This window comes from Pseudonocardia endophytica (assembly GCF_004339565.1).
Lineage (GTDB): Bacteria > Actinomycetota > Actinomycetes > Mycobacteriales > Pseudonocardiaceae > Pseudonocardia > Pseudonocardia endophytica.
The window spans coordinates 806157-830460 of sequence record NZ_SMFZ01000001.1 but is presented as its reverse complement, the minus strand read 5'-3'; the positions used below and the strand labels follow the sequence as shown (position 1 = coordinate 830460).

General features: G+C 72.1%; 23 protein-coding genes and 1 other RNA gene. 16 read left to right on the top strand and 8 right to left on the bottom strand.

The annotated features are described in order from the left end of the window. Both EV378_RS03440 and EV378_RS03435 read right to left on the bottom strand, forming a co-directional pair. The gene (locus EV378_RS03440; protein ID WP_132421283.1) at window positions 1-639 is read right to left on the bottom strand and encodes a DUF47 domain-containing protein; all 639 of its coding nucleotides are present in this window, start codon (window positions 637-639) and stop codon (window positions 1-3) included. 42 nt (window positions 640-681) lie between these two features. After that, the gene (locus tag EV378_RS03435; protein ID WP_132421282.1) at window positions 682-1824 is read right to left on the bottom strand and encodes an acyl-CoA dehydrogenase family protein; all 1143 of its coding nucleotides are present in this window, start codon (window positions 1822-1824) and stop codon (window positions 682-684) included. Between the two features lie 84 nt (window positions 1825-1908). Between EV378_RS03435 and EV378_RS03430 the strand changes: the two genes are divergently transcribed. From EV378_RS03430 to EV378_RS03410, 4 genes are all read left to right on the top strand, one after another. After that, entirely contained in the window at window positions 1909-2982 is a 1074-nt protein-coding gene (locus tag EV378_RS03430; RefSeq protein WP_132421281.1) for an alpha/beta fold hydrolase, read from the top strand. Between the two features lie 28 nt (window positions 2983-3010). Next, window positions 3011-3988 carry an aldo/keto reductase gene (locus EV378_RS03425; RefSeq protein WP_132421280.1) on the top strand — a complete coding sequence of 326 codons (978 nt, stop codon included), beginning with the start codon at window positions 3011-3013 and terminating at the stop codon, window positions 3986-3988. A 320-nt stretch (window positions 3989-4308) separates the two neighbouring features. Continuing rightward, window positions 4309-5691, top strand: a complete 1383-nt coding sequence (locus tag EV378_RS03415; protein ID WP_132421279.1) for an FAD-binding oxidoreductase — start codon at window positions 4309-4311, stop codon at window positions 5689-5691. A gap of 26 nt (window positions 5692-5717) precedes the next feature. Further along, window positions 5718-6995: an SAM-dependent methyltransferase gene (locus EV378_RS03410; protein WP_132421278.1), complete on the top strand. Its 1278-nt coding sequence runs from the start codon at window positions 5718-5720 to the stop codon at window positions 6993-6995. 125 nt (window positions 6996-7120) lie between these two features. On the opposite strand, the gene EV378_RS35795 is transcribed toward EV378_RS03410, so the two are convergent. Continuing rightward, window positions 7121-7960: a fructosamine kinase family protein gene (locus EV378_RS35795; protein WP_207908561.1), complete on the bottom strand. Its 840-nt coding sequence runs from the start codon at window positions 7958-7960 to the stop codon at window positions 7121-7123. Beyond that, a complete protein-coding gene (locus tag EV378_RS35790; protein WP_279389589.1) occupies window positions 7957-8454 on the bottom strand; it encodes a low molecular weight protein-tyrosine-phosphatase in 498 nt (165 codons plus the stop codon). The genes EV378_RS35795 and EV378_RS35790 overlap by 4 nt, the downstream gene beginning before the upstream one ends. A gap of 190 nt (window positions 8455-8644) precedes the next feature. On the opposite strand from EV378_RS35790, the gene cobC reads away from it, so the two are divergent. From cobC to EV378_RS35190, 5 genes are all read left to right on the top strand, one after another. Next, a complete protein-coding gene (gene cobC, locus EV378_RS03400) occupies window positions 8645-9736 on the top strand; it encodes an Rv2231c family histidinol phosphate aminotransferase CobC (RefSeq protein WP_132421276.1) in 1092 nt (363 codons plus the stop codon). A 5-nt stretch (window positions 9737-9741) separates the two neighbouring features. Next, window positions 9742-10911, top strand: coding sequence for a Nif3-like dinuclear metal center hexameric protein (locus tag EV378_RS03395; RefSeq protein WP_132427332.1), 1170 nt, complete (start codon window positions 9742-9744; stop codon window positions 10909-10911). Beyond that, window positions 10908-11633 carry a zinc ribbon domain-containing protein gene (locus EV378_RS03390; protein ID WP_132421275.1) on the top strand — a complete coding sequence of 242 codons (726 nt, stop codon included), beginning with the start codon at window positions 10908-10910 and terminating at the stop codon, window positions 11631-11633. Before EV378_RS03395 ends, EV378_RS03390 begins: the two co-directional genes overlap by 4 nt. A 2-nt stretch (window positions 11634-11635) precedes the next feature. Then, window positions 11636-12826 (top strand): bifunctional RNase H/acid phosphatase, encoded by a 1191-nt coding sequence (locus EV378_RS03385; RefSeq protein WP_243653560.1) that lies wholly within the window; start codon window positions 11636-11638, stop codon window positions 12824-12826. A gap of 150 nt (window positions 12827-12976) precedes the next feature. Further along, complete coding sequence (locus EV378_RS35190; protein ID WP_165922124.1) at window positions 12977-13150, top strand: hypothetical protein; 174 nt, start codon at window positions 12977-12979, stop codon at window positions 13148-13150. Window positions 13151-13269: 119 nt separating this feature from the next. Here the strand turns inward: EV378_RS35190 and EV378_RS03380 are convergent, their stop codons facing one another. Genes EV378_RS03380 through EV378_RS03370 form a run of 3 tightly spaced genes read right to left on the bottom strand, consistent with a single transcriptional unit; the run spans window position 13270 to window position 16390 of the window. Continuing rightward, a complete protein-coding gene (locus tag EV378_RS03380; protein ID WP_132421273.1) occupies window positions 13270-14523 on the bottom strand; it encodes an SLC13 family permease in 1254 nt (417 codons plus the stop codon). Next, window positions 14520-15284: a sulfite exporter TauE/SafE family protein gene (locus EV378_RS03375; RefSeq protein WP_132421272.1), complete on the bottom strand. Its 765-nt coding sequence runs from the start codon at window positions 15282-15284 to the stop codon at window positions 14520-14522. The genes EV378_RS03380 and EV378_RS03375 overlap by 4 nt, the downstream gene beginning before the upstream one ends. A gap of 23 nt (window positions 15285-15307) precedes the next feature. Next, window positions 15308-16390: an alpha/beta hydrolase fold domain-containing protein gene (locus EV378_RS03370; protein WP_243653251.1), complete on the bottom strand. Its 1083-nt coding sequence runs from the start codon at window positions 16388-16390 to the stop codon at window positions 15308-15310. 430 nt (window positions 16391-16820) lie between these two features. Here EV378_RS03370 and rnpB point away from each other — a divergent pair. The 5 genes from rnpB (at window position 16821) to htpG (ending at window position 21185) form a co-directional block, all read left to right on the top strand. After that, an RNA gene (gene rnpB / locus EV378_RS03365) (RNase P RNA component class A) lies at window positions 16821-17219 on the top strand. A 15-nt stretch (window positions 17220-17234) separates the two neighbouring features. Beyond that, on the top strand, window positions 17235-17765 hold the full coding sequence (locus EV378_RS03360) for a DinB family protein (RefSeq protein ID WP_132421271.1): 531 nt from the start codon (window positions 17235-17237) through the stop codon (window positions 17763-17765). A 106-nt stretch (window positions 17766-17871) separates the two neighbouring features. Beyond that, window positions 17872-18474, top strand: a complete 603-nt coding sequence (locus EV378_RS03355) for an FMN-binding negative transcriptional regulator (protein ID WP_132421270.1) — start codon at window positions 17872-17874, stop codon at window positions 18472-18474. Between the two features lie 46 nt (window positions 18475-18520). Further along, window positions 18521-19216 carry a hypothetical protein gene (locus EV378_RS03350; RefSeq protein WP_132421269.1) on the top strand — a complete coding sequence of 232 codons (696 nt, stop codon included), beginning with the start codon at window positions 18521-18523 and terminating at the stop codon, window positions 19214-19216. 67 nt (window positions 19217-19283) lie between these two features. Continuing rightward, window positions 19284-21185 (top strand): molecular chaperone HtpG, encoded by a 1902-nt coding sequence (htpG, locus tag EV378_RS03345; protein ID WP_132421268.1) that lies wholly within the window; start codon window positions 19284-19286, stop codon window positions 21183-21185. A gap of 24 nt (window positions 21186-21209) precedes the next feature. On the opposite strand, the gene EV378_RS03340 is transcribed toward htpG, so the two are convergent. After that, window positions 21210-22526, bottom strand: coding sequence for an MFS transporter (locus tag EV378_RS03340; protein WP_132421267.1), 1317 nt, complete (start codon window positions 22524-22526; stop codon window positions 21210-21212). A gap of 148 nt (window positions 22527-22674) precedes the next feature. Here EV378_RS03340 and EV378_RS03335 point away from each other — a divergent pair, with 148 nt between their 5' ends. Together EV378_RS03335 and EV378_RS03330 are read left to right on the top strand one after the other, a co-directional pair. Beyond that, window positions 22675-23706, top strand: a complete 1032-nt coding sequence (locus EV378_RS03335; RefSeq protein ID WP_132421266.1) for an ABC transporter substrate-binding protein — start codon at window positions 22675-22677, stop codon at window positions 23704-23706. A 47-nt stretch (window positions 23707-23753) separates the two neighbouring features. Continuing rightward, complete coding sequence (locus tag EV378_RS03330; RefSeq protein WP_132421265.1) at window positions 23754-24302, top strand: molybdopterin-binding protein; 549 nt, start codon at window positions 23754-23756, stop codon at window positions 24300-24302. Window positions 24303-24304: the final 2 nt, after the last annotated feature.

The window sequence follows — 24304 nt, the reverse complement described above, 5'->3', positions numbered from 1 at the left end:
TCAGGACTCCTTGACCGCGATCGACTCGACGGTGTTGGCGACCGCCTCGAACGCGTCGGCGGCGTCCTCGAGCGTGTCCACGACCTCCTTGAGCTTGATCGCCTCCAGCACGGCGGCCGGGTCGGTGATCGGCTCGGTCGGGGAGAGGATGCCGGCGAGCGTCGCGTGGTAGGCCGCGTCGCCCTCGTCCTCCAGGGAGTTCACGTCGATCGTGAACTGGTGCAGCTCGGAGACCTTCTCCAGCCCGGGCATGGCCGCGGCGGTCCGGATGGCCGCGCGGCACAGCACGTCGACCTGGACCGCGATGCCCGCCGGGAGGTCGCCGAGCCGGTAGAGCACGATCCGGTCGGCCGCCTCCTCGATCATGTCGCAGACGTCGTCGAGCGCCGAGGCGAGGCGGTGGATGTCCTCGCGGTCGAAGGGCGTGACGAACACGCTGTTCAGCTTCGTGAGGATCTCGTGGGTGAGCCGGTCGCCCTCGTCCTCGGCCGCCTTCACCCGCCTGGCGATGGTCGGCCGGTCGGGGGCCTCGGCGTCGACGAGCCTGGCCAGCTCGTCCGCGGCCACGACGATGTTCTCCGCCGCCTGCGTGAACAGCGGGTAGAAGCCGCGTTCACTCGGCCGCAACCGGAATGCCATCCGGCCGTTCTACCCGTTCGCCCTCCGTTCGCCGGAGGCGGGTCAGCCGATCAGCGCGCGCCCGACGATCTCCTTCATGATCTCGTTGGTGCCGCCGTAGATGGCCTGCACACGGGAGTCGACGAACGCCTTCGCGATCGGGTACTCCAGCATGTAGCCGTAACCGCCGTGCAGCTGCACGCAGCGGTCGACGACGCGCTTCTGCAGGTCCGAGGTCCACCACTTGGCCTTCGCGGCGTCCGGGACGGACAGCTCGCCCTCGACGTGCTCGCGGATGCAGCGGTCGGTGAACACGCGGGCGATCGTGATCTCGGTGTCCATCTCGGCCAGCTCGAAGCGGGTGTTCTGGAACTTCGAGATCGGCTTGCCGAACGCCGTGCGCTCCTTGGTGTACGCGAGCGTCGTGTCCAGCGCGGCCTGCGCGCCCGCCGTCGATCCGACGGCGATCGAGAGCCGCTCCTGCGCCAGGTTCTGCATCAGGTAGATGAAGCCCTGGCCCAGCTCGCCGAGCACGTTCGACGACGGGACGCGCACGTCCGTGAACGACAGCTCGGCCGTGTCCTGGGCCTTCATCCCGACCTTCTCCAGCCGGCGGCCGCGCTCGAAGCCCTCCATCCCGCGCTCGACGACGAGCAGCGAGAAGCCCTGGTGCCCGGCGTCAGGGTCGGTCTTCGCGACGACGATCACCAGGTCGGCCATGATCCCGTTGGTGATGAACGTCTTGGAGCCGTTGAGGATCCAGTCGTCGCCGTCGCGGCGCGCGGTCGTCGCGATGCCCTGCAGGTCCGAGCCGGTGCCGGGCTCGGTCATGGCGATCGCCGTGATGATCTCGCCGGAGCAGAAGCCGGGCAGCCAGCGCTGTTTCTGCTCGTCGGTGGCCAGTCGCAGCAGGTAGGGGGCGACGACGTCGTTCTGCAGCGGGAAGCCGAGCCCGCTGGCGCCCGCGGCGACGATCTCCTCGGTGAGCACGGCGTTGTAGCGGAAGTCCTGCACGCCACCGCCGCCGTACTGCTCGGGGACGTCGGTGCCGAGCAGGCCCGCCGCGCCGGCCGCCTTCCACACCTCGCGGCTGACCTGACCGTCTTTCTCCCACCCGTCGTGGAAGGGCACGACCTCCTTGGCCATGAACGTGCGGCAGAGGTCCCGGAACGCGTCGTGCTCGTCGGTGAAGATGTCGCGCTGCATGGCGAGGAGTGTCACATACCGGCCGGTAACTTGGAGTGGCCGCGAGGGCCGTGATCGACCCGCGTGGGCCGGTAGGGTGCGCCCGTGAAGCTGATCGACGCCGCCGCGAACGTGTGGGACAAGACCGTGACCGGCCACGTCGCGGATCTGCACCGCATGCCGCGGGAGGCGAGAGTCGGCTCGCCGTCGGCGATCCTCTACCGCTACCGCCCGCTGTCCGGGGTCGACCCGGTCGACGGCCCTCCGGTGCTGCTGGTGCCGCCGCTCGGCGCTCCGGACTTCGCCTACGACCTGCGTCGCGGCTGCTCGCTCGTCGAACACCTGCTGCTCGCCGGGCGGACCGTCTACCTCGTCGACTACGGCCCGATGACGTTCACCGAGCGCACGCTCGGGATCGAGGACTGGGTCGACGACGTCGTGCCCCGTGCGGTGCGACGGGTGGCGGCCGACGAGGGCGCGGACGCGCACCTCGTCGCGTGGTCGCTCGGCGGGATCTTCACGCTGCTCGCGGTCGCCGCCGCGGCGCAGGCGGGCGACCCGCTCCCGGTCCGCTCGGTCAGCGCGATCGCCACGCCGGTGGACATCTCGGCCGTGCCGCTGGTGGCCCCGATCCGCCCGCTGGCGCAGATCACCGGCGGCCGCGCCGTGTCGTCGATCTACAAGGCGATCGGCAGCTTCCCGGCGCCGATGGTCAGCTGGGCGTTCCATCTGACGGCCGTCGACAAGCTCGTCACGAAGCCGCTGGCCGTGCTCTCCCGCCTGGATGACCGGGACTGCCTCGCCCAGATCGAGGCCGTCGACCACCTGATGAACAACATGCGCGGCTACCCGGGCCGGGTGTTCGGCCAGCTGTTCCATCTCCTGTTGCGCAGCAACGACCTCGCGGGCGGGGGCCTGGTCCTGGACGGGCGCCGGATCGAGCTGTCCGCCGTGGACGTGCCGGTGCTCGTCGTCGGCGGCAAGGACGACGTGATCGCCCCGCTGAAGGCCGTCCGCAAGGCCGTCGGCCTGCTCACCGGATCACCGGACGTCCGGTTCGCGACGGCGCCCGGTGGGCACCTCGGCGTCCTCACCGGTCGTCGGGCACGGGACACCACGTGGGTCGAGCTGGACCGGTTCCTCGACGACCTGACCGACGACGGCGCCGGGGCGGCGTAGCCGGATCGCGCACGGGCACACTGGGTCCATGCGCTATGTCGACGGCCTGGACACGGCTCGGAAGTACTCGGTGATCGGCCTCGGGACGTGGCAGTTCGGGTCCCGGGAGTGGGGCTACGGCGACGCCTACGCGTCCGGCGAGTCGGCGGCGATCGTGCGCCGGGCCCGCGAGCTCGGCATCACGGTGTTCGACACGGCCGAGCTGTACGGGTTCGGTCGCAGCGAGCGGATCCTCGGCGAGGCGCTCGCGTCCTCCGGCGGGACCGACGACGTCGTCGTCGCCACGAAGATCCTCCCGGTCCTGCCGCTGGCGCCGGTCGTGCAGCAGCGGGGGATCGCGTCGGCACAGCGGCTCGGCGTGCGCCGGATCGACCTCTACCAGGTGCACCAGCCGAACCCGCTGGTCAAGGATCCGACGACGATGCGCGGCATGCGGGCGCTGCACGACGTCGGGCTCGTCGACGACGTCGGAGTCTCGAACTACTCGCTCGAGCGCTGGCAGGGCGCCGAGCGCGCGTACGGGTCTCGGGTGCTGTCCAACCAGGTGCAGTTCAGCCTCGTGCACCAGGACCCGTTGGACGGGCTCGTGTCCTGGGCACAGGAGACCGGCCACGTCGTGCTCGCCTGGAGCCCGCTGGCCCAGGGTCTGCTGACCGGGCGCTACGACGCGTCGCACCGCCCGTCGAACGCGCTGCGGCAGACCGCCGTCTGGCTGCCGGAGAACCTGGACGCGGCGAAGCCGCTGCTGGACCTGCTGCGCGAGGTGGCGACCGGGCACGACGCGACGCCGGCGCAGATCGCGCTCGCCTGGGTGGTCACGCACGCAGGCGTCGTCGCGATCCCTGGCGCGTCCAGCGTCGCGCAGGTGGAGAGCAACGCGGCCGCGGCAGAGATCCGGCTGGCCGAGGACGAGCACGCCGCCCTGACCGCCGCGGCACGGGCCTACCGCCCGCGCACCGGCGTCCCGGCGCTCCCGAGCCTGGTCCGGGACAAGCTGCCGATCTGAGTCCTCGGTGGATGTGGTCGCGCAGGACGTTCAGGGTGCAGAAGCCGACGGCGCCGACCGCCTGCGACGTGACGGCGTCGACGCCCGGCACCGAGCCCGACCCGGGGAGCGTCGGGTAGCCGTGGGCGGTGCCGCCGTTCGACGGGAACGTGACGTTCTGCAGGGGGTTCTGGTCGTCCGACCTCGCGGCCGAGCAGACCACGGTGCGTGCACACCCGCGCGGTGGCCGTTCGGTCGTCCGGGGAGTGTGACGGCCACGACTCCGTGACCTCCGAAGAAGGGGTTAGCGTCACGAACGATATCGGCCTACCGTCCCAATCATGACCGCGTTCGCCCCGTCCGGTCCCCGCGCCGCGCACGACGCGGCGGTCGACGCACTACGGAGGGCCCGTGCCGGTTCCGGGTCCGTCCAGCTGGGCAAACGGACGTCGAACCTGTTCCGGTTCGGCGACCGGGACCGGGGCCAGACCGGCACGACCCGTCTGGACACGTCCGCACTGGACGGTGTGATCGGCGTCGACCCGGACGCCCGGACGGCCGAGGTCCAGGGCGTCGCCACCTACGAGACCATCGTGGACGCGACGCTGCGGCACGGGCTGATGCCGCTCGTGGTGCCGCAGCTCAAGACGATCACGCTCGGCGGGGCGGTGACAGGGCTCGGCATCGAGTCGACGTCGTTCCGGCACGGGCTGCCGCACGAGTCGGTGCTCGAGATGGACGTGCTCACGCCGGAGGGCGAGCTGGTCACGGCGCAGCCGGAGGGCGAGCATGCGGACCTGTTCCGCACGTTCCCGAACTCCTACGGCACGCTCGGGTACGTCGTCCGGCTGGTGATCGAGCTGATGCCGGTCGGGCGGTACGTGCGCCTGACCCACCACCGCTACCCGGACGCGAAGGCGGCGACCGACGCGATCGTCGACCTCGCCGACCTGGACCGCCCCGATCACGTCGAGTTCCTCGACGGCACCGTGTTCTCGCCGTCCGAGCAGTACCTGACCGTCGGCGAGTTCGTCGACGAGCCGATGCCCGGCGCCCGCGTGTCCGACTACACGGGCCAGGAGGTGTTCTACCGCTCCCTGCAGCGGCGCCCGGTCGACCACCTGACCACGCACGACTACATCTGGCGCTGGGACACCGACTGGTTCTGGTGCTCGCGGGCGTTCGGCGCGCAGCAGCCGCTGATCCGCCGCGCCTGGCCACGCAGCAGGCGCCGGTCCGATGTGTACCGGCGGCTCGTCGCGCTGGACCAGCGGTACCAGGCCAGCAACCGGGTGCGGAACGCGTTCGGCCATCCCAGCGAGGAGATGGTCGTGCAGGACGTGGAGATCCCGGTGGCGCGGCTGCCGGAGTTCCTCGAGGTGTTCCACCGCGAGGTGCCGATCGAGCCGGTGTGGCTGTGCCCGATCCGGCTGCGCGGGGAGCGGACGTGGCCGCTGTACCCGATGCAGCCGGGCGAGCTGTACGTGAACGTCGGCTTCTGGTCGTCGGTGCCCGAGCGGCCCGGCGATCCAGAGGCCCACAACCGGATCGTCGAGGAGCTGGTCGCCTCCCTCGACGGCCACAAGTCGCTGTACTCGACCGTGCACTACGGCGAGGAGGAGTTCTGGTCGCGCTACAACGGCGCGGCCTATCGGGCGGTCAAGCAGCGTTACGACCCGGCGGGACGGGCACCCGACCTGTTCACGAAGGTGACGCGACGCTAGGAGCGGAAGGGAAGGGACCCGAGAAGATGACCGGGTTGATCGAGCGGACACACGTGTCGGCGGAGCCGGTGGCCGGCATCCTGGCCGGGGTGTTGGGCGCGTCGGCGCCGGTGCGGGTGGAGGCGTTCGACGGGTCGGTCACCGGCCCCGAGGACGCCGACGTCACGCTGCACGTCAGGTCGCCGCGGGCGCTGGCCCGGCTGGCGTCGGCGCCGGGGTCACTGGGCCTGGCCCGCGCGTACGTCACCGAGGAGATCGATGTCGACGGCGACCTCTACACGGCGCTGCGGGCGCTGGCCGAGGTCACGCTGCACTCCATCCCGCGCCTCGAGCAGGTGCGGCTGGCGCGCAAGCTGCTGCCGTACTGGCGTGAGCACCGCGTGCCGCCGCCGGACCTGGAGGCGCGTCCGCGCGGGCTGCTGCACTCGAAGCGACGCGACTCGTCGGCGATCTCGCACCACTACGACGTCTCGAACCGCTTCTACGAGTGGGTGCTGGGTCCGTCGATGACCTACACCTGCGCCTGCTACCCGCGTCCGGACGCGACGCTGGAGGAGGCCCAGAAGAACAAGTACGAGCTGGTGTCGCAGAAGCTGGACCTGACGTCCGGCATGAAGCTCCTCGACGTCGGCTGCGGCTGGGGCGGCATGGTCATGCACGCGGCCGCCGAGCACGGTGTGACGGCGCTGGGCGTGACGTTGTCCGCCGAGCAGGCGGCATGGGCGCAGGCCGAGATCGAACGCCGCGGGCTCGGGCACCTGGCCGAGGTCCGGCACCTGGACTACCGCGACGTGCCGGACGGCACCTACGACGCGGTCAGCTCGATCGGGCTCACCGAACACATCGGCAGCTCCAACCTGTCCTCGTACTTCTCGGCGATGTACGCGAAGCTCCGTCCCGAGGGTCGGATGCTGAACCACTGCATCACCAAGCCGTACAAGGAGCGCAAGCGGCACACCGACCCGTTCATCACCCGGTACGTGTTCCCGGACGGCGAGCTGGAGCCGATCGGCCTGCTGGTCTCCGAGATGAACGACGCCGGCTTCGAGATCCGGCACGAGGAGAACCTGCGCGAGCACTACGCGCTGACGCTGCGCGACTGGGGCGCGAACCTGGAGCGGCACTGGGAGTCCGCCGTCGCCGAGGTCGGGGTCGGACGGGCGCGGGTGTGGCGCCTCTACATGGCCGCGTCCCGGCTCGGGTTCGACATGGACAACATCCAGCTCCACCAGGTCCTCGGCGCGAAGCTGGGCGACCACGGGCACTCGGCGTTCCCGCTGCGGGGCAAGCACGGGGCGTTCTGAACGAGCTCCGTCCGTCCTGGCGACACCCGGTGATCGGCGAGTGCGGAGCTCTCCGGCCACGCACGGCCGGAGAGCTCCGAAGTGCCCGATCATGCGGCTCGGGTTGCGGGCCACGCGCGAGGTGGTCAGGTGCGGAGGGCGGCGCGGGCCGCGGCGTCGGCCTGCCCGGCGTAGCCGCCTCCGAACAGGACGGTGTGCACCAGGAGCGGGAACAGCTGGTGCAGCGGGACGCGGGTGCGCCATCCGTCGGCGAGCGGGGCGGTCTCGTCGTAGGCGGCGAGCACGGTCGCGAGGTGCGGGAGGCCGAACAGGTCGAGCATGGCCAGGTCGGTCTCGCGGTGCCCGCCGTGCGCGGCCGGGTCGACCAGCCACGCCCCGTCCGGCGACCACAGCACGTTGCCGGACCAGAGATCACCGTGCAGCCGGGCGGGTGGCTCGTCGGGGCCGGCCAGCTCCGGGAGCCGGTTCATGACGTCGTCGAACACGGCGGTGTCGAGCTGCCCGCCTGCGGCGCGGACGTACGGCTCGATCCGGTCGGTCGCGTACCACTCGGCCCACGTCCGGTCGGTCGGGACGTTGCGCATCCGGGCGCGACCGATCCACGCGAGCTCCGGTCCACCCGGTGGAGCGGAGCCGAACGCGTCGGCGCCGTTCGCGTGCAGGGCGGCCAACCGCCGGCCCAGGTCAGCGGCCGCGTCCGAGGACGGGCTACCGGACGGGACCAGAGTCGTCACCAGCCACTCGTCGTGGTCGGCGAGGACGTCCGGGACCGGCGGTCCGTCGGGTACGGCGAGCCAGCGCAGCCCGGCGGCCTCGGCCGGGACCGAACCGGGGTCTGCGGCCCCGTTCTTCGCGACGACGGTGCGGCCGTCGTCGAGCTCGACCCGCGCCGGGGACCTGCCGGACACGCGATGCACACCGACGCCGAGCAGCCGCTCGACCGTCTCGGCGGCACCACCGGTCACGCGGTGTCCCGCACGTACTCCACGAGTCCCGGCATCGCGGATCGGACCATGTCGACGACCTCGGTGAACCCGTCCGGTCCTCCGTAGTACGGGTCGGGCACCTCGTCGTCCTCGCCCGCCTCCGGGTCGAACGAGCGCAGCAGTCGGACCCGCTCCGGCTCGGGGACCGTGCGGCGCAGCGTGTCGAGGTGGCCGTGGTCGAGGGCGACGATCAGGTCCGCCCCGAGCGCCTCGGAGTCGACCTGGCGCGCGACGTGCGTCGTGTCGTAGCCGTGCGCGGCGAGCACCCCGGCGGAGCGCTCGTCCATCGGCTGGCCGACGTGCCACGCGCCCGTCCCGGCACTGGTCACGCGCACCCGATCGGACAACCCGGCGTCGGCCAGCTCCGCGACGAGGATCTTCTCGGCGATGGGGGAGCGACAGATGTTTCCGGTGCAGACGAAACAGACATGCACGACGCCACCGTAGTCGTCGGCGGAGGACGGGATCGACACGGGGAACTCGCATCCCGCCAGCGCGTCAGCCGGCTGCGGTGATGCTCTCGACGCGACGCAGCAGCTCGGACAGCATGGTCCTCGCCTCGGGTACGCCCACATCCACCGCTCGAGGTTAGTCGACCACGTGGTCGGATGCCTCGCCGACACGGGTCCGGGCGGCACGATCCGCCCGCCGTAGGGTGGCCCGATGGCGTCCGAACCGCCCACCGGGCACGACCTGCATCATCACGGTGACCTCGACGCCGAACCGGGCCTGATCGACTTCGCCGTGAACGTCCAGGGAGACGGCCCGCCGGCCTGGTTGCGCGACCGGCTCGTCCTCGCGATCGACGAGCTGGGTCGCTACCCCGGCGCCGTGCTCGAGGACCGTGCCCGCGCGACCGTCGGGGAGCGGCACGGTCGCCCGCCGGAACAGGTGCTCCCGCTGGCCGGGGCAGCGGAGGGGTTCGCGCTGCTCCCGGCGCTCGGGCCGCGCCACGCGGTCGTCGTGCACCCGGGTTTCACCGAGCCGGAGGCCGCGTTGCGCGAGGCGGGAGTCGCCGTGACGCGCGTGCTCACCGACCCGGCCCACGGCCACCGGCTCGACCCGTCGGCCGTCCCCGCCGACGCCGACCTCGTCGTGATCGGCAACCCGACGAACCCGACCGGCGTGCTGCACCCGGCCGCGTCGCTGCGGGAGCTGGCCCGACCCGGACGCGTGCTCGTCGTCGACGAGGCGTTCGCCGACGCCGTGCCCGGCGAGCCCGAGTCACTGGCCGGCGACCCGACGGTGCCAGGGCTTCTCGTGCTGCGCTCGCTGACCAAGACGTGGGCGCTGGCCGGTCTGCGGGCCGGCTACGCACTCGGCGACCCGGTGTTGCTGGAACGGCTGGCCGCACCGCGCCCGCACTGGCCGGTGTCGTCGCTCGCGCTGGAGGCGATCGTCGCCTGCTGCGAGCCGGACGCGGTGTCCGCAGGCGACCAGCGGGCACGGGAGATGGCGGGCAACCGGGTGTCCCAGTCCGCGGCGCTGTCCGCGATCGAGGGCGTTGAGGTGCAGCAGGGCGTCGCGCCGTACCTGTTGCTGCACCTGCCGGACGGGACCGGGGAACTGGTCAGGGCCCGGCTGCGCGAGCGTGGGATCGCGGTCCGGCGTGCGGACACGTTCCCCGGGCTCGGCGCGGACCACGTCCGGGTCGCCGTGCGCCCACCGGAGACGGCCCGTGTGCTCGCGGCCGCGCTCGACGACGCCCTGTGCTCGCTGGTCGGCGCATCCGGCGAGCTTGCGAGCCGGCATTGAGCACTGTGGCGAGCCTGCGCGACGTCGTCGCGGCGCTCGAGACCGCCTACCCGCCCGGACTGGCCGAGAGCTGGGACGCCGTCGGGCTCGTCTGCGGTGACCCGGACGAGCCGGTCTCGACCGTGCTGTTCGCGGTCGACCCGGTCGTGGAGACCGTCGACGAGGCGCTGCAGATCGGAGCGGATCTGCTCGTCACGCACCACCCGCTGCTGCTGCGCGGCGTGCACGGCGTCGGGGCGGACACGCCCAAGGGCGCGCTGCTGCACCGGCTGATCCGCGGCGGCGCCGGTCTGTTCACGGCGCACACGAACGCCGACTCCGCCGACCCCGGCGTCTCGGACGCGCTCGCCGACGCGATCGGCATCACGGTGGAAGGCCCGTTGTCGCCCGCCCCGGGCCCGGCGCTGGACAAGATCGTCACGTTCGTGCCGGTGGGGCCCGCGATCGGAGCCGTGCACGAGGCGCTGTCCGCGGCGGGCGCCGGCGAGATCGGCGACTACAGCCACTGCTCGTTCGCCACCGCCGGCACCGGGCAGTTCCTGCCGCACGCCGGCGCGAACCCGGCGATCGGGCAGGTCGGGAAGCTGGAGCGGGTCGCCGAGACCCGGCTGGAGATGGTGCTGCCGAGGGGACGCCGACGCGCCGTCGTCGAGGCACTGCGGGCCGCCCACCCGTACGAGGAGCCTGCGTTCGACCTGCTGGAGATGGCCGCCATCCCGTCGTCGCACGGGCTGGGGCGGATCGGGTCGCTTCCGGAGCCCGAGTCGTTCGCCCGCTTCACCGACCGGGTGGCGGCCGCGCTCCCGGCCACCGCGTGGGGCGTGCGCGGCGCAGGCGACCCGGAGCGGGAGATCCGCCGCGTCGCCGTACAGGGAGGGGCGGGGGACTCGGCGCTCGGGGCCGCCGTCGCGTCCGGTGTGGACGCCTACGTGACGGCCGACCTGCGGCACCACCCGGCGTCCGAACACGTGCTGGCCGGGACCGGGCCGAACGCCGCGACACCCGCACTGGTCGACGTCGCGCACTGGGCGTCCGAGTGGCCGTGGTGTGTGCAGGCCTCCGAGGTACTGACGGCGGCGCTGGGCGGTAGCGTCGAGGTCCGCGTCTCCCGGACCCGCACCGATCCGTGGACGACCGCAGCCACCCATCCCGAGACCCGGAGGCCGCCCCGATGAGAGCCGACCCGAAGGCGCAGGCCGGGACGCTGGAGCTGGCCGGGATCGACGCCGAGATCGGCCGGCTGAACCACCAGCGGCGCACGCTGTCCGAGCACGCCGAGCTGGAGTCGGCGGAGTCGGCCGTGCAGGAGGCGAAGGACGCCGTCGTGCGCGCCGAGACCCGCGCGGGCGACCTCGACCGCGACATCGCCCGGATCGAGCGTGACGTCGAGGGCGTGCGGGCCCGCACCGAGAAGGACAAGGGCCTGCTGGCCGGCTCCGGCGTCGGCGCCAAGCAGGCGACCGAGCTGCAGCACGAGCTGGACACGCTGGCCCGTCGCCAGGGCGTGCTGGAGGACGAGCAGCTCGAGATCATGGAGGAGCGGGAGGCCGTCGGCGGCGAGCTCGACCACGCGCGGGCCACGCTGTCCGAGGCCGAGAAGTCCCTGACGGCCGTGACCGAGCGCCGCGACTCCGCCGTCGCCGATCTCGACGCCGCCCAGGCCGGCCGGGACCGCGATCGCACCACCGCCGTCGGAGCGCTGCCCGACGACCTCCTGGCCGACTACGAGCGCCTGCGCGGCAAGGGCCGGGTCGCGGCCGGCGCGCTGGACGGATCGCGCTGCGGCGCATGCCGTCTCGAGCTCGACCGCACGTTCCTGTCGCGCATCCGCGGGCTCGACGCCGAGGAGGTCGTGCACTGCGAGGAGTGCGGCGCGATCCTGGTGCGTGCCAGGTGAAGCTGATCGTCGAGGCGGACGGGGGATCGCGCGGCAACCCCGGCCCGGCCGGGTACGGCGCCGTCGTGCTGGACGCGTCGGGCGAGACCGTCCTCGCCGAGGTGTTCGACGGCATCGGCACGGCCACGAACAACGTCGCGGAGTACCGCGGCCTGATCGCCGGCCTGGAGGCCGCGGGCGAGCTCGACGCCACCGAGGTCGACGTCCGGATGGACTCCAAGCTCGTCGTCGAGCAGATGAGCGGGCGCTGGAAGGTCAAGCACCCGTCGCTGCAGCCGCTCGCGGAGCAGGCGCGTGAGCTGGTCGCCGAGTTCGACGACGTCGGGTTCGCGTGGATCCCGCGTGCGGAGAACTCACGGGCGGACGCGTTGGCGAACAAGGCGATGGACGGCGGGTCCAGCCCGTCGGCCGTCGGCGGCGCGGTCGAGACGGCCGACCCGTCCGGTGCGTCGACGGAGGCGCTGAGCGGGCGCCGGATCGCCCAGGCGGTCGTCGGGCCCGTGGCGAACCCGGACGCGACCGCCGAGGAGACGGCCGCCGCGACGACGGCGTGGACCGGCCAGACCGGGCGTCCGACCCGGTTGATCCTGTTGCGGCACGGCCAGACCGAGCTGTCGGTGCACCGGCGCTACTCCGGGCACGGCGATCCCGAGCTGACCGAGCTCGGCCAGACCCAGGCGGCGCGGGCGGCCCGCGAGATCGGTGCCCGGATGGAGCACCAGGAGATCGAGCCGGCCGTGATCCTCTCCTCGCCGCTGCGCCGGGCGCGACAGACCGCGGCCGCCGTCGCGGAGATCACCGAGGCGCCGTTGCAGGTGCGCGACAGGCTGATCGAGACCGACTTCGGCGGCTGGGAGGGTCTGACGTTCGCCGAGGCCCGCGACCGTGACCCGGAGCTGCACGCGTCGTGGCTCAGCTCCGCCGACGTCGCGCCGCCGGGCGGCGAGAGCTTCCGTGCCGTGGGGGAGCGGGTCGCCGCCGAGCGGGAGTGGATCGTGTCCGAGTTCCCGGGCGAGACGGTCGTCGTCGTCAGCCACGTGACGCCGATCAAGATGGTGCTGCGCGACGCGCTCGGTGCCGGTGACTCGATCCTGTTCCGTCTGCACCTGGACCTGGCGTCGACGAACGTGGCCGACTTCTACCCGGACGGCGGATCGTCCGTGCGGTTGGTCAACGACACCAGCTACCTCTGAATCGATCTCCCTCTCCGCTGTTCGGGGAGCTGCGGCTCCGGACGGTGGACGTTCCTTGTCCGCCGTCCCCGCCCAGGCGATGATCGATGGGCACCGTGCGGGTCATCCCGACCACTGTGCGTGTCCTATCGGCGTTGTGGGGAGCGGGCGATGGCGGGCGAACACGGTCACGACTACACGTACGACATGGCGCACGAGATGAAGACGATCGCGCGTCTTCCCCAGCAGCGCCGCGGCTCGGCCCGCCCGCTCGGCACCGGCGCCGCCCCGCGCGAGCTGGACCCGGACACCGACCTCGGCCACGACTGCGCGCACGAGGTCTGACCCGACGTTCCCCGGCCGGCATCGCACCCATCGCTCCGGTGGGTGCGACGTCGGCTGTCCGGGTCAGCGGGCATGCGCGAGCGGAGCTCTCGTCCAGCCCCGGGGCGCGAGAGCTGCGCTCATCCGGCCAGGTACAGCGAGAACCACAGCGCGACGGTGGCCGCGGCCAGCCCGAGCGGAACGGTGAGCGCGCCCAGCGCCACGAACCGGCCCAGCGACGGTGCCTCGCCGCGCTCGGTCGCGACCCGGCGCCACAGCAGCGTCGCGAGCGAGCCGGTCCAGGTCAGGTTCGGCCCGATGTTCACACCGAGCAGCACGGCCAGGACCAGTGCGGGCTGCGGTGACGGGCCGAGCGCGGCCAGCAGCGCGAGCGTCGCGGGCAGGTTGTTCACCAGGTTCGCGAGCACGGCGGCGATCCCGGCCGTGGTCAGCAGCGCCACGAGCGAGGTGGAGGACGGCAGCAGCGCGCCCAGCCCGTCGGCGAGCCCGCGTGCGCTGACCGCGGCCACGACGATCCCGAGCGCCAGCACGAACAGGCAGAACCCTGGCGACGCCGCGCGCACGAGCGCGACCGGTCCACTCCTGCGTCGAACGAGCGCGCGCACGGCCAGGACGGCCGCGCCGACCGCCGCGACCCAGACCGGTTCGACCCCGAGCCCGGACGACGCCCCGAACCCGGCCAGCGTCGCGGCCAGCACGACGAGCGCGAACCGCGGGACCGCGGGTTCGGCCAGGGGGACCGGCGGGGGATCGGACGGCTCGACGCGCAGGTCGGACGCGAAGAACCGCCGCAGCACCAGGTACTCGACGGCGATCACGGCCACCCACGGCAGGGCCATCAGCCCGGCGAACCCGAGGAACGTCAGCCCGGACGCGGAGAACACGAGCAGGTTCGTCAGGTTGGACACCGGCAGCAGCCCGGACGCGGAGTTCGACAGGTGCGCGCAGGCGTAGCTGTGCGGGCGGGCCGGGAGCCGGAGGCGGGTCGCCGTCGCGAGCACCACCGGCGTCAGGAGCACGACGGTCGCGTCCAGGCTGAGCACGGCCGTCGTCCCCGCCGCGGCCGCGAACACGAGGCCGAGCAGTCGTCGCGGGCGGGAGTGCGACGCCGTCGCCAACCGGGCTCCGAGCCACGTGAACACGCCCTCGGCGTCGGCGAGATGCCCGAGCAGCAGGATCGCGGCGAGGAACCCGACGGTCGGGCCGAGCTCGCGGACCTGCGTCCACGCGTCGTCCACGGTCAGCAGCCCGGTCGCCACCGCGATCGCCGCGGCAGGCACGGCGACCAGCACCTCCGGCAGGCCGAACGGCCGCACCGTCACCGCGACCAGCACCGCCGCCAGGAGCGCGACGGCGCCGAGGAGCGAGATCATGTCAGGAAGAGGTAGACACCGACCGCGAGGCCGAGCAGCACCACGGCCCAGCGCAGCACGTTCTCCGGCATCCGCCGCGCGACCTGCGCGCCGAGCAGGCCGCCGATCAGCGTCGTCGGAGCCAGCAGCGCGACCGCCAGCCAGTCCACCGGCGCGCTGATCGCGAACACGACGACCGTCACGGACGCGACGACCACCGACAGCACGCCCTTGAGCGCGTTCAGCCGTCGCAGCTCGTCGTGCGCGAACAGGCTCAGCGTGGAGATCAGGATGACGCCGAGCGCGCCGCCGAAGTAGCCGCCGTAGACCGCCGCCAGGAACATCGCGACGAGCAGCGGGCCCGTCCGGTCCCGTGCGGCGTTCTCCGGATTGCCGATCGTCCGCTTGAGCCACGGCCCGATCGCCATCGTGAGGCTGGCCAGGATGACCAGGACGGGCACGATCGCGTCGAAGACCTGGCCGGGAAGGACGAGCAGCAACCCGGCCCCGACGCCGGCGCCGAGCACGGCGACGATCGACGTCAGCAGGATCCGGCGGCCCTGGCCCGGCAACTCCCTGCGGTTGCCGATCACCTGCCCGACGTAGCCGGGCCACTGCGCGACGGAGTTCGTCACGTTCGCTGCCAGCGGCGGGAACCCCACCGCCAGCAGCGCCGGGAACACCAGCAGCGACCCGCCGCCCGCGACCGCGTTCACCGCGCCCGCGAGCAGACCGGCGACGAGCAGGAACACCAGCGCCCCCGGCCGCGACGTGTCGATCACGCCGCGACCCTACGGCGCCCGGATCAGGCCAGCGCGCGGGCGAACCCGGTCACGTCGCGGACGGCCGCCGCGTAGACGTCCGGCATCGCGGCCCGGAACAGGATCTCCCCGACGTGGCAGAGCCCCGCGTTGACCCGCCCGAGCGACTGCACGCCGGCCCGGGACAGCTTCCGGTGGTAGTCGAGACCCTCGTCGCGCAGGGGGTCGCACTCGTTGACCGTGATGATGTGCGGCGGGAGTCCCTGCAGGTCGGCGTCGGTCGCCTTGGAGGGCCACGCCGTCGCGTCGTCGGCGTTGGCGCCGTCCGGGTCGTAGACCTTCGTGATCAGCGGGAACAGCTGGCGGTTCAGCCAGTAGCCGTCGTTCTCGACGAGCGAGCGCAGGTCGGCGGGCACGTTCGCCCAGTCGCCGTACACGAACGGCGACATCGCGTAGACGCCCGAGATGATCTCGAGCCAGCCCTCCCGCTTGGCCTTGATCGCCAGCGCGCACGCCAGGTTCGCGCCACCCGAGTCACCGGTCACGACGATGTTCGTGACGCCGAGCTCGTCACGGTGGTCGGAGACCCAGCGCAGGCCGGCGGCGCAGTCGTTGATGCCGGCCGGGAACGGGTGCGAGCCCAGCGCACCGGCACCGTTGCGGTACTGCACGCCGACGACGACCGCCCCGCCCGCGGCGAGCTCGTCGCGCCAGTTGCGGTAGATCGGGCCCTCGGTGGACAGCATGACCATGCCGCCGCCGTGCACCTGGTAGATGCAGGGGAGCGGGCCGTCGACGCCGGTCGGGCGGTGGATGTGCAGCGCGATCTGGTTGCCGTCCGGCCCGTCGATCGTGCGGACCTCGGACGTCACGCCGTCCGGGCGCGGGGCGTTCTCGGCGAGAACCGTGAACAGGCCCTCGAACCCGACCTCGATCTCCGTGATCATGGCGCGGAGCTGGTCGATCCCGACGGACAGGTCGACCGGGTCGGCCTCGGCGAGCGCGTCGAGCCCGAGCTGCGAGAACACGGCCATCATGCGCGGATCGGCCCTCGGGTCGGTGCCGAGGCTCATCGCCGGGTCACCGAGACGGCCCGGGGGCACGGCGGTGCTCATCACGTCGGTCATGGACGCTCCTCATCGAGTCATCGGACGATCGCCGGTACACCGGCAGACGCTGCGCGACAACGCCGTACGACGACCCCGCCCCCCGGCGCAGCTGAGCACCGAGTATGAGAAGCGTCACGGTGTCGCGTCAACGAGCGGTGGCGGACGCCGTTGTGGAGGTGCACAGCCCGTCCCGTTCATGATCGGCCACTCCGGAGCGATCCGGCCGCTCCTGGCCGGACTCCTCCCCAGACCCCGATCACGCCGCGCCGCGGCCGTCCCGGGCCCGCCGCGGGACTGCCGACGAGGCCCCTGGATCGGGCACCCGCCGGCGTCGATGATCGACCGTCGTGGAGCGAGCCGTTCGCCCAGCAACCGTTCCGCTCCGCGGCTGGTGATCATGGCCGTGGTGGGAGCCGTGCGCCGGGGTCGCTAGACTCCGGTCTGCGGACGAGTCGGTCGGGCGGCCGCGTCGGGGCCTCCGGGCTCCGCCGAGGAAAGTCCGGACTCCACAGGGCAGGGTGGTTGTCAACGGCAACCCGGGGAGACCCGCGGGACAGTGCCACAGAGAACAGACCGCCTCCGGCGCGAGCCGGGGGTAAGGGTGAAACGGTGGTGTAAGAGACCACCAGCACCCCGGGTGACCGGGGTGGCTCGGTAAACCCCACCCGGAGCAAGGTCAAGAGGCCGTGCGAGAGCGCGGCTGCGCAGGTGTTCGAGGGCGGCCCGCCCGAGCCTGCGGGTAGACCGCTGGAGCCTGCCGGCGACGGCAGGCCGAGATGGATGGTCGCCGAACGGAACACCGCGAGGTGTCCGGGAACAGGATCCGGCTTACAGACCGGCTCGTCCGCCCTACGCTCCGCACGTGACCGGGTCCTTCGCCGTCCTCACCTCCGACGAGCGCTCCCAGCTCGAGGCGTTCCTCGACGAGTACCGGGAGCGGGCACGTGCCTCGCTCGACGGGCTCACCGACGATCAGGCGCGACGACGGCTGGTCCCGTCCCGCACGACCGTGCTCGGCCTGGTCACGCACCTGACGTTCGTCGAACGCGTGTGGTTCGGTGAGGCGGTCGCCGGGACGCCCCGCACCGAGTTCGGGATGCCGGAGTCCTCCGAGGACTCGTTCCTGCTCGCCGAGACCGACACGATCGAGACGGTCCGCGCGGCGCACGGAACGGCGTGTGCGGCCTCCCGGGAGATCGCCGCCGGGCTGGCGCTGGACGACGTCGTGACCGGCCACAGGTTCGGCCCGATGACGCTGCGGTGGATCCACCTGCAGTGCCTGCGCGAGTACGCCCACCACGCCGGGCACGCCGACATGCTGCGCGAGCAGATGCTCCGTGAGCCCGGGCGAGATGACGTCAGTGGCTCTGCGGACGGCCCGGCGGAGCGATGAGGAGCATCTCACGGGGGATCGACCGGCAGGGGCGCGCGAATGGCATCCGGAACACGTCGCGGATCGGCCGTTCCGGGTGGCCACCGGTCGTCGGAGAATGGATGGCGTGTACGTCCCCGCCCACTTCGCCCTCGACGACGACGCCGTCGACGCCCTGCTCGACCACCCCGGTGCCGCCGAGCTGGTCACCATCGGGGAGGACGGCCCGGAGGCCACGCTCCTCCCGTTCGTCCGCGACCGGGAACGCAACGTGCTGCTCGGCCACTTCGCCCGGAACAACGGCCACTGGACCCGGGTGGACGGGCAGACCGCCCTGGTGATCGTCCGCGGTCCGGACTCCTACATCAGCCCGACCTGGTACGCGTCGAAGGCCGAGCACGGCCGCGTCGTCCCGACCTGGAACTACGTCACCGTGCACGTCCACGGCACGGTCACCGTGCACGACGACGTCGACGCGACCGCCGACGTCGTGCGTCGCCTGACCGACCTGCACGAGGGCGGCCGTTGGACCATGGAGGACGCACCGGAGAGGTTCGTCGCCGGGCAGCTGCGGGCGATCGTCGGCGTCGAGGTCGCCATCGAGCGCGTGCAGGCCAAGGCGAAGCTCAGCCAGAACCGCCCTCCCGCCGACGTCGACGGCGTGATCGCGGGCCTGCACGCCGTCGGCGACCACCGGGGAGCCGACGCGGTCGCGGCGCACCGTCGGTGACCGTCGGGACCAGCATCCCGGGCGCGGCGCGCTCGTTGGGCAGGTCATGAACAGTGGGCGGTGGTGGCTCCTCGCGGCCGTGGTGACGGTGCTGGTCGCCGGTGCGACCGGGGCGTCCGCCGCGGACCTGGTCGGCGGGGGGACGACCGTGGTCACTCCGGAGCACTCCGGCCAGTTCGCCGGCACCTACGACCGCGGCGCGGGTTCGCGCGAGTTCTCCGACCGTCTCGGGGCCCCGCCCGGCGGCGGCACGGGAGCCCTCCTGCTGAGCACGCCGTCGGACGAGGACAAGATCCAGTTCATCACGGGGGAGCTGTCCGGGCCGCTCGGGACGTTCGCGGACACGAGCTACTGGACCCGCCGCGACCCGGCGGCCGGGGACGACCCGACCGCGCTGCCGTCGTTCCAGATCGCCGTCGACATCAACGGCGGCACGCTGCAGCCCCAGGAGCTGTACCTGCTGACGTTCGTCCCGTCCCGCGGTGGCGAGGAGTGGACGAAGCAGGACGCCGGGTCCGGGACCTGGTGCGTGACCCGCCAGGACGGCGGTCTCGACGCCTACCGCGCCGGCTGCCCGAGCAGTGAGCGCCGGACGATCGCGCAGATCGTGCGGGAGCACCCCGGCGTCTCGGCGATCGCCGCGGGCGTCAACCAGGGTGGGGGCGACGGCGGTCTCGTGGCCGCCGTCGACCTGATCCACGTGGGTTCGAGGACCTACGACCTGGAGCCGACGGCACCCTGACCGGCCGGCGTCGGGGATACGGCAGAATCGACGGGTCAGGCGACGGCCACCCCGGAAGAGGACGCACGTGAGCACCCCGACCGAGACGATCGAGTTCCAGGCCGAGGCGCGTCAGCTGCTCCAGCTGATGATCCACTCGATCTACTCGAACAAGGACATCTTCCTGCGCGAGCTGATCTCCAACGCGTCCGACGCGTTGGACAAGGTCCGGCTCGCCGGCTACCAGGAGAAGGACCTCGACGTCGACACGTCGGACCTGCACGTCGAGCTCGTCCCGGACGCGGAGAACCGGACGCTCACCGTCCGGGACAACGGCATCGGCATGAGCCGCGACGACGTCGTCGACCTCATCGGCACGATCGCGAAGTCCGGCACGGCCGAGCTGCTGGCCCAGCTCAAGGAGTCGGACTCGGTCGAGTCGCAGGCGCTGATCGGGCAGTTCGGCGTCGGTTTCTACTCCAGCTTCATGGTCGCCGACCGGGTCGAGCTGGTGACCCGCAAGGCCGGCGAGACCGAGGGCGTGCACTGGGAGTCGACGGGCGAGGGCTCGTACACGATCGAGCCGGTGCCGGACGCGCCGCAGGGCACGTCGGTGACGCTGCACCTCAAGGCGGAGGACGCCGAGGACAGCCTGCACGACTACGCGAACCCGGCCACCGTGCGCCGGATCGTGAAGAAGTACTCGGACTTCATCACCTGGCCCGTCCGGATGGCGGGGGAGAAGAAGGACGGCGCCGAGGAGACCGACGACGCCGGGCCCGAGGTCGAGACGCTCAACTCGATGAAGGCCCTCTGGGCGCGTCCGCAGAAGGACGTGTCCGACGAGGAGTACGCCGAGTTCTACCGGCACGTCAGCCACGACTGGCAGGAGCCGCTGGAGACGATCCGGCTCTCCGCAGAGGGCACGTTCGAGTACCAGGCGCTGCTGTTCCTCCCGCAGCACGCCCCGATGGACCTCTACATGCGCGAACGCCGCCGCGGCGTGCAGCTCTACGTGCGCCGGGTGTTCATCATGGACGACTGCGAGGCGCTCGTCCCGGAGTACCTGCGGTTCGTGAAGGGCGTCGTCGACGCGGCCGACCTGTCGCTCAACGTGTCCCGCGAGATCCTGCAGCAGGACCGGCAGATCACGGCGATCCGCCGTCGTCTGGTGAAGAAGGTTCTCTCGACGGTCAAGACGATGATGACCGAGGACGCGGACAAGTACGCGACGTTCTGGGAGCAGTTCGGACGCGCGGTCAAGGAGGGCCTGCTCGAGGACCCGGACAACCGCGACGGGATCCTCGAGATCGCGTCGTTCGCGTCCACACACGACACCGAGAAGCCGACCACGTTGGCGGACTACGTGTCCCGCATGCGCGACGGCCAGGAGCACGTCTACTACATGACGGGCGAGTCCCGGTCGTCGATCGAGGCGTCGCCGCACATGGAGGCGCTGCGCGACCGCGGCTACGAGGTCCTGCTGCTCACCGACCCGATCGACGAGGTCTGGGTCGACCAGGTGCCGGAGTTCGACGGCAAGGAGCTCCGCTCGATCGCCAAGGGCCAGGTGGACCTGGAGACCGAGGAGCAGAAGCAGGAGGCCCAGAAGCGCAACGAAGAGTTCTCCGGCTTCCTGGAGTGGATCACCGGCGCGCTGTCCGAGCAGGTCAAGGACGTGCGGCTGTCCAGCCGGCTGACGACGTCGGCGGCCTGCCTGGTCAACGACGAGCACGACATGAGCCCGGCGCTGGAGAAGATGTACCGGGCGATGGGCCAGGAGATGCCGCACGTGAAGCGGATCCTGGAGCTGAACCCGTCGCACCCGCTGGTCACGGCGCTGCAGGGTCGGTACGCCGACGCCGCGGACGAGTCGGCGGAGACCGCCGAGCTGCTCTACGGCATGGCCCTGCTCGCCGAGGGTGGCGACCTGGACGACCCGTCACGGTTCGTGTCGCTGCTGGCCGGACGCCTCGAGCGCAGCCTGTGAGGTCCCGGCCCGGGGTGGTCGGTCTCAGACCGGTGTGACCTCCCCGGGCCGGTACGTCTCCTTCGTGGCCAGCACGGCGCCGAGCGTGATCAGCGCCGCGACCGTCACGTAGACGGCGACGGACAGGATCGTCCCGGTCGCGGCCAGCAGTGACGCCGCGATCAGCGGCGCGAACCCGCCACCGACGACGGCCGCGAGCTGGTAGCCGATCGACGCGCCGGAGTAGCGGATGTCGGCCGCGAACATCTCGGTCATGTAGGCCGCCAGCGGGCCGTACAGCGCGCCCAGCGAGAGCCCGCCGATCAGTGCCGCGATCATCATCCCGGGGATCGTCGCCGTCTCCATCAGCAGGAAGAACGGGAACGCCGAGAGCAGCGTCGCGATCGCGGCGGGCAGCACGACCTTCTTGCGCCCCACCCGGTCCGAGAGCCCGGAGAAGAACGGGAACGCGATCACCACCACCGCGCTGGAGATCATGATGATGGTCAGGATCGTCTGGCGCGGGACCCCGAGCGTCGGCATGTGCGACACCATGAACACGATCTGGATGTAGAAGTAGACCTGGATGACGAGCAGCATGCCCGCGGTCTTGAGGATCGGGCCGGGATGCGTGCGGACCGCCTCGATGATCGGCGACCGCTTCCGGGGCGCGGACGGCGTCCTGGCGGCCTTCTGCTCGAGCTCGCGGAACGCGGGCGTGTCCTCCAGCCGGACCTGCACCCACATGCCGAGCGCGATCACCACGACGCTGAGCAGGAACGGGATCCGCCAGCCCCATGCCGCGAACGTCTCGTCCGGCATCACGGCGACCAGCACGAGGAAGACCAGGTTGGACAGGATCACGGCGAGCGTCGGGCCGATCTGGGCGAACGACCCGTAGAAGCCGCGTCGGTGCGGCGGTGCGTTCTCGGTGACCATCAGCAGCGCGCCACCGTACTGCCCGCCGACCGCGATGCCCTGGACGCTGCGCAGCACGACGAGCAGGATCGGCGCGAGGATCCCGACGGTCGCGTACGTCGGCAGCGCCCCGATCAGCATCGTCGACGCACCCATCATCACCATCGCGATGACCAGGAGCCGCTTGCGGCCCAACCGGTCCCCGAAGTGTCCGAACAGGACACCGCCGACCGGGCGGAACAGGAAGCCGACGCCGAACGTCGCGAACGCGGCCAGCGTGCCGAGCGTCGGGTCGACGTCGGGGAAGAACACCTCGTTGAACACCAGCGCCGCGGCGGTGCCGTAGATGTAGAAGTCGAACCATTCCAGCGTGCTGGCCGAGAGTGCCGCGACCGCGACGCGGCGCAGGGTGCTCTCGGATGGTGCCGTTCCCACGTCCGTCATCGCGACCTCCGGTGGCGGTGCCGCGCAGGCGTCGTTGCCGATGCGGCTGTCGCACAACGTAGCCGCCGTCCGGGTCCGGCAAATCCGGCATCCGGGCGATCCGTCACACATGTCTGTCTGTTCAGATGAGATGACGTAGGTTGGTCGCGTGGTGAATGATCGACGACGGCGGCCGGGTGTCGCGCTGGCCCTGCTGCTGGCGGGGGCGGCGGTGATCGCCGGGTGCGGCGCCCCGGCAGCCGCCCCGCCGAAGGCCGCCGAGGCGTTGCGCAACTGTGGAGCCGACGTCCCGCTCGTCCCACCGGAACGGATCTTCGCGGCGTTCCAGAACGGCATCGAGGCGGTCTACGCGCTCGGGGCGGGGGACCGGGTCGTCGGTGCGGCGTACCTGGACAACCGGCTCCCGCAGGACATCGCCTCCCGGTTCCATCCGCAGGAGTACTTCCCGGAGGAGTACCCGAGCCGCGAGGAGGTGCTGCGGCTCGCCCCGGACCTGGTCGTCTCCGGGTTCACCGGCGCGGTCAGCAGGGAGGGGCTCGGCACGCGCGCCGAACTGGCGGCCCTTGGCGCCAACGCCTACGTGTTCCGCTCGTTCTGCCCGAGCGTCGACGGCGCCGGACAGACGTCGCTCGCCGCGAACGACGCCTCGCTCGAGTCCGTCTACGCCGACCTGTCCGACCTCGGGCGGCTGCTCGGCGAACCGGACCGCGCCACCGGGATCGTGGAGCGCATGCGCGCCACGGTCGCGTCCACGCAGGAGCGTCTGGCCGGAGTCGCGGAGCGCCCGCGGGTGGCGATGGTGAACCGTCCGGGCGGCAGCGGGCCGATGCGCGTGTTCGGCACCGGTGACGTCGCGACGACGATCATCGAGACGGCCGGTGGGACGCAGGCGTTCCCGGAGATCGACGGGCGGATGAAGCGGGTCGACACCGAGGCGTTGATCGCGGCGCGTCCGGACGTGATCGTCGTGCCGTCGTGCTGCGGGGCCGACGAGGAGCTCGGAGCGGCGACGAGGACGATCGCCGAGCTGCGCGCCGACCCGGCACTGGCGCAGGTGCCCGCCGTGCGCGACGGCCGGCTCGTGCCGATCACGTTCGCCGAGATCAGCCCGGGGATCCGGAACGCGGACGCCGTCGCGACCCTGGCTCGCGTGCTGCACCCGGACCGGTTCGGCCGCTGACACCGGGCTCTTGCCGTCTCCGCAGGAGCGGTGCATGATCCCGGCTCATGCCGCGTCTGCGCTGGTTCCTCCTGCTACCGGTCCTGCTCTGCGCCCTGCTCGCCGGCTGCGGCTCGGCTCCGGTGGTGACGGCCGTCGCGCCCGTCGCGCAGACGGCCTCGCCGCAGGCGCTCGCGCCGGGCGACGTCGCGGTCACCGGTGACGTCGCGACGCCGTTCACGTTGACGCCCGCGAAGCTCGCGAGCTACCCGCAGAAGACCGTGCCGGCGACGTTCCGGAGCGGCACGGCACTCGAGGCACACACGTTCCGCGGCGCCCTGCTCTCCGACATCCTGCCGACGTCGGCGCTGGCCCCGGCGCCCGGCAAGAACCCGTTCCTGTCGTTCGCCGTGCTCGGCAGGGCGACCGACGGCTACCAGGCACTGGTCGCCTACGGCGAGTTCGCGCCGGACTTCGCGAACACCCAGGTCCTCGTCGCGACCGTCCAGGACGGGAAGCCGCTCGCGAGGCCGCGCCTGGTCGTGCCCGGCGACGGCCGGGGCGGTCGCTACGTCACCGACCTGGTCGAGCTCACGGTCGTGCGCGTCGCGCCCTAGTG